Here is a 14,596-nt window from a genome sequence, read left to right as displayed (position 1 = left end):
GAGCTGGATCATGTTTCATATTTACTGTCCGTGGTGCGAAGAGCACCGTGAAGAAGAAGAGTTTCATGCCAAAGGCCAGGCGCATCTTGTTCGCCCGCCTGAACCGGAAAAATGCAGCGACGCCGAATGGGGCGAATACCTGTTTTTCCGGGAAAACCCGCGCGGCCTCCACCACGAGCTGTGGGTACACAACGGCGGCTGCCGCCGGTTCTTTAATATTGCGCGCAATACCCAGACCTATGAAATCCTGGAAACCTATAAGATCGGCGAGCAGCCGAAGCTGGCGCAGGCGGAAGTGCTGCCGCTGCCGCGACGCGCCGCCGAAGAGCCGGAAAGCATCAGGGTGAAAGTGGGAGAGCGCGCATGAAGCAGGTTAATCGTCTTAACGCTGGCGGGCGCGTCGACCGCGCTCGCAAACTGACTTTCCGTTTTAACGGCGAGGTGCTGGAAGGCTATGCGGGCGATACGCTGGCCTCGGCGCTGCTGGCCAACGGCATCGATATCGTTAACCGCAGTTTTAAATACTCCCGGCCTCGCGGCATCGTTGCGGCGGGCGCGGAAGAGCCGAACGCTATCGTACAGCTGGGCAGCAAAGAAGCGGAACAGATCCCGAATATTCGCGCCACGCAGCAGGCGCTTTATCAGGGGCTGGAGGCGCGCAGCACCAACGGCTGGCCCAACGTAAGGCACGATGCGATGGGCGTAGCGGGCAAGCTGCTGGGGCGCTTTATGCCGCCGGGCTTCTACTACAAAACCTTTAAAAGACCCGCCTCGATGTGGATGACCTATGAAAAATATATCCGCAAAGGCGCCGGGCTGGGCCGGAGTCCGCAGGAAGCCGATCCCGATATTTACGACAATTTTAACCAGTACTGCGAGGTGCTGATTATCGGCGCGGGCCCGGCAGGCCTGGCCGCCGCGCTGGCTGCGGGACAAAGCGGCGTGCGCGTCATTCTGGCGGATGAGCAGGAAGAGATGGGCGGCAGCCTGCTGGAGAGCCGTGAAAAGCTGGACGGCGCAGCGGCAGATAATTGGGTAGCGGAAGCGCTGAAGCAGCTAAAAAGCATGGCGAACGTGCAGCTACTGCCGCGCACCACGGCTAACGGCTATCACGATCACAACTTTGTGACGCTGGTGGAGCGCCGCACCGATCATCTGGCTATCGTCGCGCCGCTGCTCAACGGCCAGCGCCAGGCTCGTCAGCGTTTGCATCGCGTCAGAGCGAAGCGCGTGGTGCTGGCGACCGGCGCGCTTGAACGGCCGCTGGTTTACGCCGGCAACGATATTCCCGGCAATTTTCTGGCGGGCGCCGTTTCCACCTACATCCGCCGTTACGGTGTGGTGCCGGGTCAGAAGCTGGTGCTCTCGGCCACTAACGACGAAGCCTGGCGTGCCGCGCTGGACTGGTTCGACAGCGGACGCGAGGTGGTGGCGATTGTCGATGCCCGTCCTCATCCGGACGGCGAATTAGTCAAAGAAGCCCGTCAGAAAGGGATACGGGTTATCACCAACAGCGCGGTAATCGAAGCGACAGGTACCTCCCGCGTTCAGGGCGCGCTGGTTGCCGAAATCGACGCGGAACGCTTTTGCGTCACAGGGCCGATCACAAAGCTTGCTTGCGATACGCTCGCCAGCTCCGGCGGCTTTAGTCCGGTAATCCATCTCTCTTCCCATACCGGCGCGCGTCCGGTCTGGCGCGAGGATATTTTGGGCTTCGTGCCCGGCGCGGTGAAAGGGATGATTGCAGCGGGCGGCGCACACGGCTGTTACAGCCTGGCGGATGTGATTCAGGAAGGCGGCAACGCCGGACTGCGCGCGGCCGAAGAAACGGGCGGTATCGTTGCGGCGGTGAAGCTGCCGCAGGCTAAACAGCGGCGTGACGGCGCAGCGATGGCGCTTTATCAGGTGCCGCACAGCAAGCCGACGATGCGCGCGCCGAAACAGTTCGTCGATTTACAGAATGACGTGACGGCGGCCTCGATTGAGCTGGCCACGCGCGAAGGCTTCGAGTCGATAGAGCATATCAAACGCTACACGGTAATGGGCTTTGGTACCGATCAGGGCAAGCTGGGCAATATCAACGGCATGGCGATTGCCGCCCGCGTGCTGGGCCGCACTATCCCGGAAGTTGGCACTACCGTGTTCCGACCCAACTACACGCCGGTCGCTTTTGGCGCTATCACCGGCAGGCACTGCAACGAGCTTTTCCAGCCGGAGCGCTATACCGCGCTGCATCAGTGTCACGTCGAGTTCGGCGCGAAATTTGAGGATGTCGGCCAATGGAAACGTCCGTGGTATTTCCCGCTGGCCGGTAAAAACGAGACGATGCATGAAGCTGTTGCCAGGGAGTGCCGGGCGGTGCGCGAAGGCGTAGGCATTCTGGATGCCTCCACGCTCGGCAAAATCGATATTCAGGGGCCGGACGCGCGCGAGTTTCTGGAGCGTGTTTACACCAACAAATGGATGAAGCTGCCGCCGGGCCGCGTGCGCTACGGGCTGATGTGCCGCGACGACGGCATGGTGTTTGATGACGGCACCACCAGCTGTCTGGGTGACAATCACTTTCTGATGACCACCAGCACCGGCAACGCGGCGACCGTGCTGGAGTGGCTGGAACTGTGGCACCAGACAGAGTGGCCGGAGCTGAACGTTTATTTCAACTCCGTTACCGATCACTGGGCGACGCTGTCGATCTCCGGGCCGCTGTCGAGGCAGCTGCTGGCGGAAGTCTGTGATATCGATCTGGCGAAAGAGGCGTTTAAATTTATGGACTGGCGGGAAGGCAACGTTGCTGGCGTGCCTGCACGCGTATTCCGCATCTCTTTTACCGGCGAGCTTTCCTGGGAGATCAACGTGCAGGCCAACTATGCCCGTCACGTCTGGGAAACCCTGTTCAGCCACGGCGAAAAGTATGGCCTGACGCCTTACGGTACGGAAACCATGCACGTTCTGCGCGCAGAGAAGGGTTTTATTATCGGCGGCCAGGATACCGACGGCTCAATGACGCCGATGGATCTGGGCATGCAGTGGTGCGTGGCCAACGACAAGCCGTTCTCCTGGATCGGCAAACGCGCCCATCAGCGCAGCGATACACAGCGTGAAGATCGTAAGCAGCTGGTCGGCCTGCTGCCGGAAGATCCTTCTGTGGTGCTGGAAGAGGGCGCGCAGGTGGTTTTCGATCCGCAGCACAGCATTCCGATGCCGATGTATGGCCATGTCACATCCAGCTACTACAGCCCGACGCTGGGCGGCGGCTTCGCGCTGGCGGTGGTCACGGGCGGCCATCAACGTAAAGGCCAAAAAGTGTGGCTTGCCTCCTCCGACGGCAAATTCAACGCCGCCACCATTGTCGATACCATTTTTGTTGACCCGAAAGGAGAGCGCCAGAATGCCTGAGTCTGCCTACAGAATGTTTCAGTCGCATCCCGCCAGCGCGATGCCGATGGAGTCGCCTCTGGCGTGGTCGTATCAGCATACCGGTCTGCCGAAGCAGGATAAGCAGAGCACGGTGCTGCTGCACGAGCGCGCTTTCCTCGGCCATCTGCTGCTGCGCGGCGGCGCCATCGCGCTGGATAAAGCGTTGCGCAGCGTGCTTAACCTTTCACTGCCCGCCAGACCGCTGTCGCTGATTGTAAAAGAGGGCTACAGCGTACAGTGGCTGGCGCCGGATGAATGGCTGCTGATTGTGCCGCAGGGCGAAGAGTTTGCCGTTGAGCGCGGGCTGCGCGAGCAGCTGGCAGGCGAACACTATGCCATCGTCAACGTCAGCGGCGGGCAAACCCTGTTTACGTTGACGGGCAAAAACACGCTGCCGGTATTGATGAAATCCGCGGTCTATGACGTGCATCCGGCCAATTTCCCGCCCGGCAAAGGCGTCACTACGGTCTTCGCCAATACGCCGCTGGCGCTGCGCAGACCCGACGAAGCGTGCTGGGAACTGGTGGTGCGGCGCAGCTTTGCGGATTACGTTTTCCGCTGGCTGCTGGACGCGGGCGCGGAATATGGCATCAACGTCGCTCGTTAACCCTTTCTCTGCTGCCGGGTCATCGCGGCCCGGCTTAAGGACGCTTTTATGAGTCGCAACAATACCGGCTGGATCCTGACGGCGCAGTGTCCCAGCCAGCTCGGCACCGTGGATGTGGTTACGCGCTGTCTGAAGGAGAACGGCTGCTATATCACCGAGCAGCACTCGTTTGACGATAAGCACGCGCAGCGGTTTTTTATCCGCACCGTATTTCAGCCGCAAAAGGAAAACTTCGACGCTGCCGCTTTTCGGGATGGGTTTGGCGCGAAGGCAGCGGCTTTTGAGATGACCTTTGAACTGACCGAGCCGGGCTATCGGGTGCCGGTAGTGATTATGGTGTCCAAAACCGATCACTGCTTAAACGATCTGCTCTATCGCCACCGCACCAACAAGCTGGCGATCGATATTCGGGCCGTGGTTTCCAATCATCCCGATCTGGAGCCGCTGGTACGCTGGCACGGCCTCTCTTATTACCATCTGCCGGTAAATAAAGAGACGCGCGACGAACAAGAAAAAAAGGTCTGGCAGGTGATTCAGGGCAGCGGCGCGGAGCTGGTGATCCTCGCGCGCTATATGCAGGTTTTGTCGGACGAGATGAGCAAAAAGCTGGCGGGCAGGGCGATCAATATTCATCACTCGCTGCTGCCGGGTTTTAAGGGCGCGAAGCCGTATCATCAGGCCTATAACAAAGGCGTCAAGCTGGTCGGCGCCACCGCGCATTTTATCAATGAGGAGCTGGATGAAGGGCCGATTATCAGCCAAAAGGTCGAGGTGGTGAGTCACAGCGACTACGCCGACGACCTGGTTGATAAAGGAAGGGATATCGAAAGGCTGACGCTGGCGCACGCGGTTTCCTGCTATGCCGAGCGACGGCTGTTTTTATATGACAACCGCACGGTAGTGTTTTCTCGTTAAGGACGATGCCACTCAGATAAGGGAGCGGCGGATTTCGCGTCGATTTGCAGGTTGTTTGCGCAACTGCGCTATCCGATCCGTAGATCTGCCAAATGCGGATTGTCAGCGGCCCGAAATCCGGTTTATAAAATCGGGCGTTTCATAATAGCGGGCTGGCGTGCCGCAACCCGGCGGCCAGACCGCCTGAAGCCGAGGCGTGAGAGTAAAAACGGCGGCAATGTGGATATCGACTATTAGCGCGAAGATGCCGGGAGCGAACTCCCGGCGTTCGCCTCAGGCTGGCTCCTCCAGCGGCAGTGAATTCTCAAAGGTGACAAAGCGGTGCGGCCCGGCAAGGCCGATGCCCGTTTCCTCCAGGTACTCTTTGATACGCAGGTTGATCTCCTGCTGAATATCCATGTACTGGTTGTAATCGGAAAACTTCAGGATATGCACCACTTCGAACATAATGCGATCCGCCTCGAAAGAGGAGAGGTGCGCGCGGTCGAAGCGAGTTTTATCGATGCTGCTGATGACCTCTTCAATCATCGGGCCGATCTTGCGCAGCTGCTCGGCTGAGGTCGCCAGCGGTACGCCAAAACTGAAGACGATGCGGCGCGTCTCCATCCTTTTATAGTTGTGGATGGTCTGCTGCAGCAAAATGGCGTTGGCGCAGACAATCTGCTCGCCGCTCAGGCTGCGGATGCGCGTGGTTTTCAGGCCGATATGCTCAATGGTGCCCGCCACATCGTTAAACACCACAAAGTCGCCTATCTCAAAAGGCTTGTCGATGCCGATGGAGAGCGAGGCGAAAAGGTCGCTCAGCACCGTCTGCACCGCCAGCGCGATCGCGATACCGCCGACGCCCAGGCTCGCTACCAGCGCGGTGATATTAACGCCCGCGTTGGCCAGAATCGACAGGATCATAATTGACCAGACCAGCGCCCGCAGCAGCAGCCCCAGGATAATCGTAGTAACCGGATTGCGGTGCGAATCCGGCCCGTAATTGGTCAGCGAATAGCGCAGCCAGGACTGCACGGCCTGATCCAGCCAGAGCGCAATCTGCAACGCCAGCACCAGAAACCAGGCGTGCGGAATGGTGCCGCTGACCTGGCCGGGCAGCACGATAAATTGCAGGCTGAAGAGAAAGGAAGCGAAGAAGATAAGCGTGACGCGTGTTTTCGCCAGCACATCAAGAAAGACGCGGTGCGCCACGCGGTTTTCATGATTTTCCGCCCACGAGCCGATGCGTTTTTGCAGCAGCGAAATGACCTTGCGGATGATTAAATAGGTCACGGCGGTGATCACCACTACCAGCAGAATGTTACCCCAGAAGGTCACTGACGTAATTAACTTCAAATAATTTGTATGAAAGATTTCCTTCACACGGCCTCCTTAACACTGAGTTGGTAAGGGGCTAATTGTAGTAGAGGATAGCGGGGTTGGCTGGTCGGCAAGCAGAGCGGGGCAGCAACATTCTGCTGATATTAAAGCTATTTCACCGATTACTATGATAACCGGCGAAAACTATGGCTGTCCGTTCGCCATCGCGGTCTGTCAGGGATTTCGCCACTAAGGGCGGTTGTTAGCGGAAAAGCCGGGATAATTTCTTCAGCAGGCTCATGGAACGATAATCCGTTTCCCGCAGCGTGGATATTTCTTTCTGCAGCGTGGCGGCATCTTCACGTTCGCGACGCAATGCTTCGCTGATTTTCCGGTTCGCGATCTTTTCTTTATCCAGGCTGTCCTGAAGAGTCATCGCGAGTCGACTGGCGGAAGCCTGCTGATGTTTCAACGTACCGATGATGCCGCTATTTTCCTCGTTGATTCGGGAGAGATCGCTCAGGTTGCCATTAAGACGACGCGCTGTGTTTTCCGCCAGACTGAGCTCGTTGCTCTTTTCATTGACGATTTTTTCATATTCATCAGGCATGGTTGGATCAGATAAAATAGCCATATAGACTACCGAAGAGAATTTCTCCTGCAGATAGTGGTAATACCTTTCCATCTGATACTCATCGAAAGCAACCTTATTTTTCTCTGCCGCCAGACGCATACTCGGCCGCAGGAAAATTTCAATAATCGGAATATTGTGGTCGCGAAAAGCCTTAATTTTTGCCGGTTCGCAGGCATGGGTGACTTTGACTTCAAGAGCGACTTTTCCGCCCCACTTGCGGGCAAGATCGGCGGGTTCGCTGAAAAAGCCTGTCAGATCAGGGTAGTAAACGGATCCATCTTCAAATCTGATTTTCAGATCGTCTTTTTTCAGCTCGTCAAAGGTGATGGCAAACGCCTGGCTGTATGACTGGAAGTTAATCGTTTTCATTTCTGCCAGCACCGCAATCGCCATCTCGTGAGAAAACGAATCGTGGTCGGGATTGAGCGTTTTATCCGCTGCTCCGCTGTCAGATTTATAGCGAAAAAAACCTTTTTTAACCGGTACCAGCTCGGCACGTTTCTTTTTGTTCGATTGCGTGCTCATAAAGGTTAACTGTGAAAAGGCACCAGGATCTTTATCTCTTATTTTCAGCGCTTCCCAGATAAAATAGAGCCGCTCTTTGTTGACTTTTTCACTGCGGATATATTGCCCATTTTTATCGCAGGCGTAAGCCCAGATTTTTTTCCTTGCCATTAGCCGTCCCTTTTACAAATTGCGAGCCCTTTATGCTAACGGAATCAAAGCAGGATAAAATATTGTTTGTTAATAATGTGGGTATGCCTTGTTGCAGGAAATATCTGGCAGGGGCAGGTTTCTGTAACAGGAACAACGGAAACGTGTCCAGGCAGGCTACCTGCCTGAATAGCCGGGCAGCACGCTTCCGGCCTGCAGGGCAGACCAGCTAACAGCCTTTACGACAGATACGCGAAACGGCCTGCAAAAGTGACTGAAGGCCGTTTCGCTGCCGCTGTGCTCAGAGCTGTTCCCATTGCGGCAAACGGTTAACTCTTTGTCGCCATTTCTGGAACGTGGCCATCGCTATGCCGAAAACCAGACCGGCCAACAGGGCCGACGCGGCGGCAAGGTGCAGCGAGGTGCCGTGGTCTTTCCAGAAAATAAACCACATCACCACGCCCCAGAACGGCGTATACACGCAGGCGAAGCTGAGAAAGTTTGTCCAGAAGTGCGAGAAAGGCGGCGGCGGCACGTGGATGCCCATCCGCCACAGAAAGATATGGCAGGGCGGCGCGTAGATACTTGGCCACATCCCTTTACCTTCCATTATCGCCATCGCACGGTTCTTACGTTGTTCGAAAACTGTATCCCTGGTCATTTGCATCTCCCCCCTTGTTATTCTTTCCATTAATTATAACGGATAGGTCAGAAAATATGCTTTTTTTAGGATTTTGTGGAAAATTCTGGAAATGTGTCGCTGTTCGGGATCGGTGTAACTGCCTGAACTGCTGATGATCAGTAACAGATGAAACAGTCACGCCGACAGGTTGTGTTTGGGCCAGGCCTCACAACGCGACAAAACATGCTGCTGATAGCCGGGTAGTGGGTGAAGCAAAGTCGTAGCCGACTATGACTTTGTAGTATAGAGAAGCCTGCAGATAACAGCGGGGCAGAAGTGGCAAAGAAGGGGGATTCATCGTTATTGTAAGTTAAATGTTATATTTTCTGGCTGGATAAATGTTTGTAAGCACAATCGCTAATACGTAATATTTTGATTATAAAAGATTTTATTTTAAAGGGGTTGCTGCTTAGCTGTGAAACCCGCGTCGTTTCACAAAAACAAGAAAAGGATGTGAACGAAATGTTAAATATATAACTCATTGACCCTGCTGGGAACCGCCTCGTAGTCATGATTTTTTCTTCTGGTAATATGCATTTTCATTTTATTTTCGACCGCCATGCGTTTGACCAGATAACAGCTGGTGCAATTATTCCTCAAACTCCCCTGATAGTCGGCAATTAGCAGAATTCCCGCCTTAATAAATGTTATCCTTGCCGCCGACAGCGAATACTCGCTGTTTTTTTAATCAGAGTATTTAAGGAAGTTAGTAATGAGTTTATCCCTGAGCAGCCTGAAAAATATCCGTTCATTACGCGCGCAGGCGCGCAATATGGCTACAGAGGATCTTGCAGAGATACTGGCGAAGCTGAAGATCGTGGTCAGCGAGCGTCGTGAAGAAACGCAGATTACGGCGGCGGAAGCCCGCGAAAAAGCGGAAAAGCTGGCGATGTACCGTGAACTGCTGCTGGAAGACGGCATTTCTCCGGCAGAGCTTTCACAGAGTGGAAAGGTGGCTGGCAAAATTAAAACTAAACGCGCGCCGCGTCCCGCCAAATATAAATATACCGATGTGAATAATGAAGTGCGCTTCTGGACTGGTCAGGGCCGCACGCCAAAGCCGGTACAGCAGGCGATTGAGCAAGGCCGCGTCCTTGACGACTTTTTAATCTAATCGATCCAAATTAACGCCGCTGAGCCATACACAATAAAGCCGATGTTCCCGCTTTATTGTGTTCTCCGCACCCGGTTAAATCTTCTGCGCAGGGTAAGCTGGCTCAGTTATCCTCTGCGAAGGTAGCGGCGATGTGAACGCGGCGCTACCGATTCAGGTCGCCAATAGCGCGCGTTTAAAAGAGTAGATATGCGCGCGGGCCGCTTCGGCAGCGCGCTGCGTATCGCCCGCCGCCAGCGCGGCGATAATCTCATCATGCTCAGCAATCACTTCGTCCATATGACTGACGCTTGACAGCGTCATCGCCCAGAAGCGCTGCGCCTGAGCATGAATAACGCTCAGGATATCCGCAAGGCGGCGGTTTCCGGCAATCTCCGCCAGCACCTGATGAAACTCCCGATCCAGCAGCATCATTTTTTCCCGATCGCGCGCTTCGCTCGCTGCCGCAATCTGCTGGTTCAGCTCGCGCAGCGCAATAATATGCGCCTCGTCGACCTTCTGGCTGGCAAGCTGCGCGCAGAGCGTTTCGTTAACCAGGCGAACCTCTATCAGCTCCAGCGCATCGTCGATCGACAGCGGCGCCACCATCACGCCTTTGCGCGGAATAATCTGCAGCAGCCCTTCGGTAGCCAGCCGGTGGATCGCCTGATTGACCGGCGTGCGTCCCATTGCCAGATCCTCCATAACCTGCGCCGTGTTCAGGTAATCGCCGGGCTTGTAGCGCAGCGTGATCAGCCTGTGTCGAAACGCCCTGTAGGCCTGTTCGTTCAGCGACGGGCTGCGGATCGCCGGGTTCACGTTTACTGACTCGCTCATTTCGATCGTCCTTTTTTGCCTTTGCGACATATTACACAAAAAGCTGGCATGAAAATCGCTAACTTGAAACGTGTGTGAAATTTCACACTAATTTCAAACCAGGAGAAATGCCATGCGCCTGCAGTTTATGACCGATGATAAAGCCGCTACCCAACTGGATGTTGCTGTCACCCGCCTGATTATCGCGGGCTGGGTTGGACGCGATAAAGAAGCTGTGTTGCACCATATCAGGGAGCTGGAAGCGTTAGGCGTGCCCGCTCCCGGTGCGGTGCCGCTGTTTTATCGCGTCGCCGCCAATCAGCTCAGCCAGCAGGCAGCGCTGGAAGTGGTCGGCGATCAAACCTCCGGCGAAGCAGAACCGCTGGTGTTTTTCCATCGCGGCGAGTTCTGGGTTTCCCTGACTTCCGACCACACCGATCGTTATCTGGAAACCTTCAGCGTCGCGCTTTCCAAACAGGCCTGCGTCAAACCGGTGGCGAGCACCGCCTGGCGCATGAGCGAAGTGGCGGAGCACTGGGATTCGCTGGAGTTGACTTCCTGGATCAAAGAGCAGGGCGAATGGGTCGTTTATCAGCAGGGTACGCTGGCATCGCTGCTGACGCCGCAGGATCTGCTGGCGCGCTACCTGGCGGGAGAAAAGCCCGAAGAAGGGCTGGCGATGTCTTGCGGCACGTTGAGCGCCATCGGCGGCATTCGTCCTTCGAGCGAGTTCCGCATGGCGCTGCACGATCCGGTACTGGGCCGCACGCTGGAGCACGTTTACCAAACCGCCGCGCTGCCGGTCGTTGCATAAGGAGCCGAACGATGACGACACTCTGGCAGGCAAGCCAACAGCTTCAGGCCAACGAAGCTCAACCTGACACCTTTACCGAGGCCGCGCTGCGCGCCGCAAGCGATCCGCAAAAAGAGGGCGCGCGCGTCTTTATCAGCCGTTACCAGGCCCAGGCGGCACAGCAGGCTAAAGAGGCCAAAGATCGCTGGCAGACGAAGCGGCCGCTCAGCGCTATTGATGGGCTGCCCATCAGCATCAAGGATCTGTTTGACGTGAAGGGCGAAGCGACAACGGCGGGCTCGCTGCTGCTGCGCGATGCGCCGCCAGCGACAGCGAACGCCAGCGTGGTGGAGAAACTCGCTCAGGCCGGCGCGGCGATAGTCGGCAAAACCAATATGACCGAGTTTGCCTTTACCGGCCTGGGGATCAATCCGCACTACGGCACGCCAGCCAATCCCTGGCGGCGCGAAGAGCGGCGTATTCCCGGCGGTTCCTCTTCCGGCGCGGCGGTGACAGTAGCGGACGGCATGTGCCTGGGCGCTGTCGGCACCGATACCGGCGGATCAGTACGTATTCCCGCTGCGCTTTGTGGACTAACCGGTTTTAAACCCACCGCCAGCCGCATCAATCAGGCCGGTACGCTGCCGCTTGCCGCCTCGCTGGACAGCATTGGCGTTATCGCCCATGACGTTCGCAGCTGCTGGCTGCTCGATAGCGTTATCGCGGAATATCCTCTGGATTTGCAGACGCTGGATCTGCGCGACGCCCGCTTCGCCGTGCCGCAGACTCGCGTGCTGGACGATCTGGATCGGAACGTGGTGCAGGCCTGGCAGCAAACGGTCGACCTTCTGCTTGAGGCGGGCGCCACGCTGGTAGAGCTGCCGCTTGACGAACTGGACGAGCTAAACGCGATGAACGCGCGCGGCGGCATCACCGCTTATGAAGCCTGGCAGTGGCATCAGCGCACCGCGCTGGCGCAGCCGGAAGCTTACGATCCGCAGGTGTTGATGCGCATCCAGCGCGGCAGCCTTTTAACTGAACAGGATGCCGCCGAACTTTATCAACAGCGCGAAGCCTGGCGGCAGCGTGTTAACGCCAGGCTGGAAGGTTTCGACGCGCTGATTATGCCTACTGTGGCGCAGATCGCGCCGACAATCGCCTCGCTGGACGACCCCCAGCGCTATATGGCCATTAACGCCCTGATGCTGCGCAACACCAGCGTGATCAATATGCTGGACGGCTGCGCCGTCTCTTTACCCTGTCAGCAACCCGGCAGCGCGCCGGTTGGCTTCAGCCTTGCTTCCATTCATGGCGACGACGCCCGCTTAATCAGCTGGTCGCTCGCCGTGGAAACTGCCCTTAACCGGAGATCCTGAACATGAACCAACCTCACGGCATGCTGTTTGTCGCCACCAATATCGGCGCGGATGACGAAGCGGATTTCAATCAGTGGTATGACCATGAACACGTCGAGGAGCGCGTGGCCATCACCGGCTTTTTAAGCGGCACGCGCTATCAGGCGGTCGACGCGGAGCGTAAATATCTGGGCCTGTACGAAACCGAATCGCTGGAAGCCTTTACCAGCGCGGACTATCACGCCGCCTTTACGCGCCAGACCGAATGGTCGGTGAAAAATCTGCAAAAGATGATCAACCCAATGCGTCGGGTCAGCGCCGTTACCCACAGGCACGGCAAAGGCAGCGGCAGCCAGCTGGCGGTGATAACGCTTGAAACGGTCGATGAGGCCGCATTGTCCGCGTGGCAGCAGCAGATCGGCCAGACACCGGGCTATATCGCTTCCAGCCTGCTGACGCCGGATGTCGGGCTTAGCTCGCCGCTGCCGATGGAGAACAAAGAGCATCGCCAGATGGCGCCGATGCTGCTGATCCACTGTAGCGATGCCCAGTGCTGCGATCGCCTCGCCGCTGCGGCAGCGGAACGGCTGGGCGGCGAAGTTCAGCGCTACGCCTTTAGCTGGCAGTTAACCCGACAGGAGAAAGCGCATGGCTAACACCGACTCTACGCTGCAGCAGGCGGTGCGCGAGAAGCGCGCCAAATCGAAAACCGGTCGCCTCGCGGCGGCCAGCTCCATCGGCACCGCGCTGGAATGGTATGACTTTACCGTTTACAACATTATGGCCGCGCTGGTGTTCAACCACGTCTTCTTCCCCAGCTTCGACCCGCTGGTAGGCACTATTCTGGCATTCTCGACCTATGCGGTCGGCTACATTTCGCGTCCGCTTGGTGGCTTTGTGTTTGGCCATCTTGGCGATGTGGCCGGGCGTAAGGCGGTGCTGATTATTACGCTGGTGATTATGGGCGTGACCACGGCGCTGATGGGGCTGCTGCCCGGCTATGCGGTTTGGGGGATCTGGAGCCCGATCCTGCTGGTGGCGCTGCGCTTTGTGCAGGGCATCGCGCTCGGCGGCGAGTGGGCCGGCGCGGTGCTGCTGTCAATGGAGCATGGCGATGCCAACAAGCGCGGACGTAACGCCTCGTTCGCGCAGGTTGGCCCCTCCTGCGGCACGCTGATCGGCACCGGGTTTATCACCCTGGTGACGGTAGCGATAAGCCCTGACCAGTTTCAGGCCTGGGGCTGGCGCATTCCTTTTCTGCTGAGCCTGCTGCTGGTGATGTTCGGGCTGTGGCTGCGCCGTGGCGTGGAAGAGACGCCGACATTTGTTGCGATGCAGGCTGCGGAGAAAACCACCCATACGCCGCTGAAAGAGGTCTTCCTTAATTATCCCAAACAGCTGCTGATTGCGGGCGGATCGCGGATTGGTTCCGACGTGCTGTACGCGTTGGTGGTGGTCTTTACCTTGACATACGTAACTACCGTGCTGCATCTGCCGCGCCCGCTGGCGCTGACGGCGACGATGCTCGGCGCGATCGGCAACGCCATTACCGTGCCGATGTTTGGCGCTTTGTCCGACAAGTGGGGAAGGCGTCCTGTTTATATCACCGGCGCGCTGTTGGCTATCGTCTGGTCGTTTGTGTTCTTTGCGCTGCTCGACAGCTCGCAGCCGCTGCTGATCGTGCTGGCGGTCATCGGCGGACTGCTTATCCATGCGATGATGTACGGCCCACAGGCGGCGTTCGTTACCGAGCAGTTTCCTGGCCACGTGCGCTACGCCGGTTCTTCGCTGGCCTACACGCTTGCCGGTATCGTCGGCGGCGGCTTCGCGCCGTTGATTATCACTTCTCTTTATAAAGAGATGGGCAGCACGCTATGGGTGTCGCTGTATGTTTGCCTGGCGCTGGCGATTACGTTGTTTGCCGTGTGGAAAGCCAAAGAGACGGCGTACCATCCGCAGTAAATCAGGGTGGCGACGGAATGCCACAACTTCTTTGCTTGTCGGCTAACGGCAGGCTTCTTTCTCTTAACCCAAATCTTCAACGGACAGCGAAAGCTAACGCTGTTGCTTTCTGCGACGACGAAATTTGCCATTCAGGCACTCATTCATTCCGCCAGCGTCCGGGCAATCTTGGTTGACCCAGCCTGCACGGCCATTTCTGTCGTAATCTATGCGGAAGCTTTGTACAGCGCGCTGTTGTTCACAAAAGTATTGTTCAATTCTGTGGTTAGTCCTCGCTCATCGGGAATGATGCTGCAGCCTCGATCCGCCAGGACGCTGGCAGGACGATTAGCTTCTTCGCCAGGCGCGATTTGCGGTATACCGCTG

General features: G+C 57.0%; 13 protein-coding genes. 9 read left to right on the top strand and 4 right to left on the bottom strand.

The window, feature by feature from the left end:
* Positions 1 to 10: 10 nt before the first annotated feature.
* Genes MKZ79_RS06495 through purU form a run of 4 tightly spaced genes read left to right on the top strand, consistent with a single transcriptional unit; the run spans position 11 to position 4,939 of the window.
* On the top strand, positions 11 to 367 hold the full coding sequence (locus MKZ79_RS06495) for a sarcosine oxidase subunit delta (protein WP_336140799.1): 357 nt from the start codon (positions 11 to 13) through the stop codon (positions 365 to 367).
* Positions 364 to 3,396 carry a sarcosine oxidase subunit alpha family protein gene (locus tag MKZ79_RS06490; RefSeq protein WP_336140798.1) on the top strand — a complete coding sequence of 1,011 codons (3,033 nt, stop codon included), beginning with the start codon at positions 364 to 366 and terminating at the stop codon, positions 3,394 to 3,396. Before MKZ79_RS06495 ends, MKZ79_RS06490 begins: the two co-directional genes overlap by 4 nt.
* Positions 3,389 to 4,024 (top strand): sarcosine oxidase subunit gamma, encoded by a 636-nt coding sequence (locus tag MKZ79_RS06485; protein ID WP_336140797.1) that lies wholly within the window; start codon positions 3,389 to 3,391, stop codon positions 4,022 to 4,024. Before MKZ79_RS06490 ends, MKZ79_RS06485 begins: the two co-directional genes overlap by 8 nt.
* 48 nt (positions 4,025 to 4,072) lie before the next feature.
* Entirely contained in the window at positions 4,073 to 4,939 is an 867-nt protein-coding gene (purU, locus tag MKZ79_RS06480; protein ID WP_336140796.1) for a formyltetrahydrofolate deformylase, read from the top strand.
* Positions 4,940 to 5,212: 273 nt separating this feature from the next.
* Here purU and MKZ79_RS06475 read toward each other — a convergent pair whose 3' ends face one another.
* The 3 genes from MKZ79_RS06475 to MKZ79_RS06465 form a co-directional block, all read right to left on the bottom strand.
* On the bottom strand, positions 5,213 to 6,304 hold the full coding sequence (locus tag MKZ79_RS06475; RefSeq protein ID WP_336140795.1) for a mechanosensitive ion channel family protein: 1,092 nt from the start codon (positions 6,302 to 6,304) through the stop codon (positions 5,213 to 5,215).
* 199 nt (positions 6,305 to 6,503) lie between these two features.
* Complete coding sequence (locus MKZ79_RS06470; protein WP_336140794.1) at positions 6,504 to 7,550, bottom strand: hypothetical protein; 1,047 nt, start codon at positions 7,548 to 7,550, stop codon at positions 6,504 to 6,506.
* A gap of 280 nt (positions 7,551 to 7,830) precedes the next feature.
* Positions 7,831 to 8,190 (bottom strand): DUF6404 family protein, encoded by a 360-nt coding sequence (locus tag MKZ79_RS06465; protein WP_336140793.1) that lies wholly within the window; start codon positions 8,188 to 8,190, stop codon positions 7,831 to 7,833.
* A gap of 733 nt (positions 8,191 to 8,923) precedes the next feature.
* Between MKZ79_RS06465 and MKZ79_RS06460 the strand changes: the two genes are divergently transcribed.
* Positions 8,924 to 9,325, top strand: coding sequence for an H-NS family histone-like protein (locus MKZ79_RS06460; protein ID WP_336140792.1), 402 nt, complete (start codon positions 8,924 to 8,926; stop codon positions 9,323 to 9,325).
* Between the two features lie 153 nt (positions 9,326 to 9,478).
* Here MKZ79_RS06460 and MKZ79_RS06455 read toward each other — a convergent pair whose 3' ends face one another.
* Positions 9,479 to 10,141, bottom strand: a complete 663-nt coding sequence (locus MKZ79_RS06455; protein ID WP_336140791.1) for a GntR family transcriptional regulator — start codon at positions 10,139 to 10,141, stop codon at positions 9,479 to 9,481.
* A gap of 112 nt (positions 10,142 to 10,253) precedes the next feature.
* On the opposite strand from MKZ79_RS06455, the gene MKZ79_RS06450 reads away from it, so the two are divergent.
* Genes MKZ79_RS06450 through MKZ79_RS06435 form a run of 4 tightly spaced genes read left to right on the top strand, consistent with a single transcriptional unit; the run spans position 10,254 to position 14,230 of the window.
* Positions 10,254 to 10,934, top strand: a complete 681-nt coding sequence (locus tag MKZ79_RS06450; RefSeq protein ID WP_336140790.1) for a DUF2848 domain-containing protein — start codon at positions 10,254 to 10,256, stop codon at positions 10,932 to 10,934.
* Positions 10,935 to 10,945: 11 nt separating this feature from the next.
* The gene (locus MKZ79_RS06445; RefSeq protein ID WP_336140789.1) at positions 10,946 to 12,289 is read left to right on the top strand and encodes an amidase; all 1,344 of its coding nucleotides are present in this window, start codon (positions 10,946 to 10,948) and stop codon (positions 12,287 to 12,289) included.
* Positions 12,290 to 12,291: 2 nt separating this feature from the next.
* Complete coding sequence (locus MKZ79_RS06440) at positions 12,292 to 12,924, top strand: hypothetical protein (protein ID WP_336140788.1); 633 nt, start codon at positions 12,292 to 12,294, stop codon at positions 12,922 to 12,924.
* Complete coding sequence (locus MKZ79_RS06435; protein WP_336140787.1) at positions 12,917 to 14,230, top strand: MFS transporter; 1,314 nt, start codon at positions 12,917 to 12,919, stop codon at positions 14,228 to 14,230. The genes MKZ79_RS06440 and MKZ79_RS06435 overlap by 8 nt, the downstream gene beginning before the upstream one ends.
* Positions 14,231 to 14,596 lie beyond the last annotated feature (366 nt).

It is taken from the genome of Erwinia sp. CGal63 (genome assembly GCF_037026505.1).
Taxonomy (GTDB): domain Bacteria; phylum Pseudomonadota; class Gammaproteobacteria; order Enterobacterales; family Enterobacteriaceae; genus Erwinia.
The sequence above is the reverse complement of the archived record's forward strand: the minus strand, read 5'-3'. Positions and strand labels throughout refer to the sequence as shown.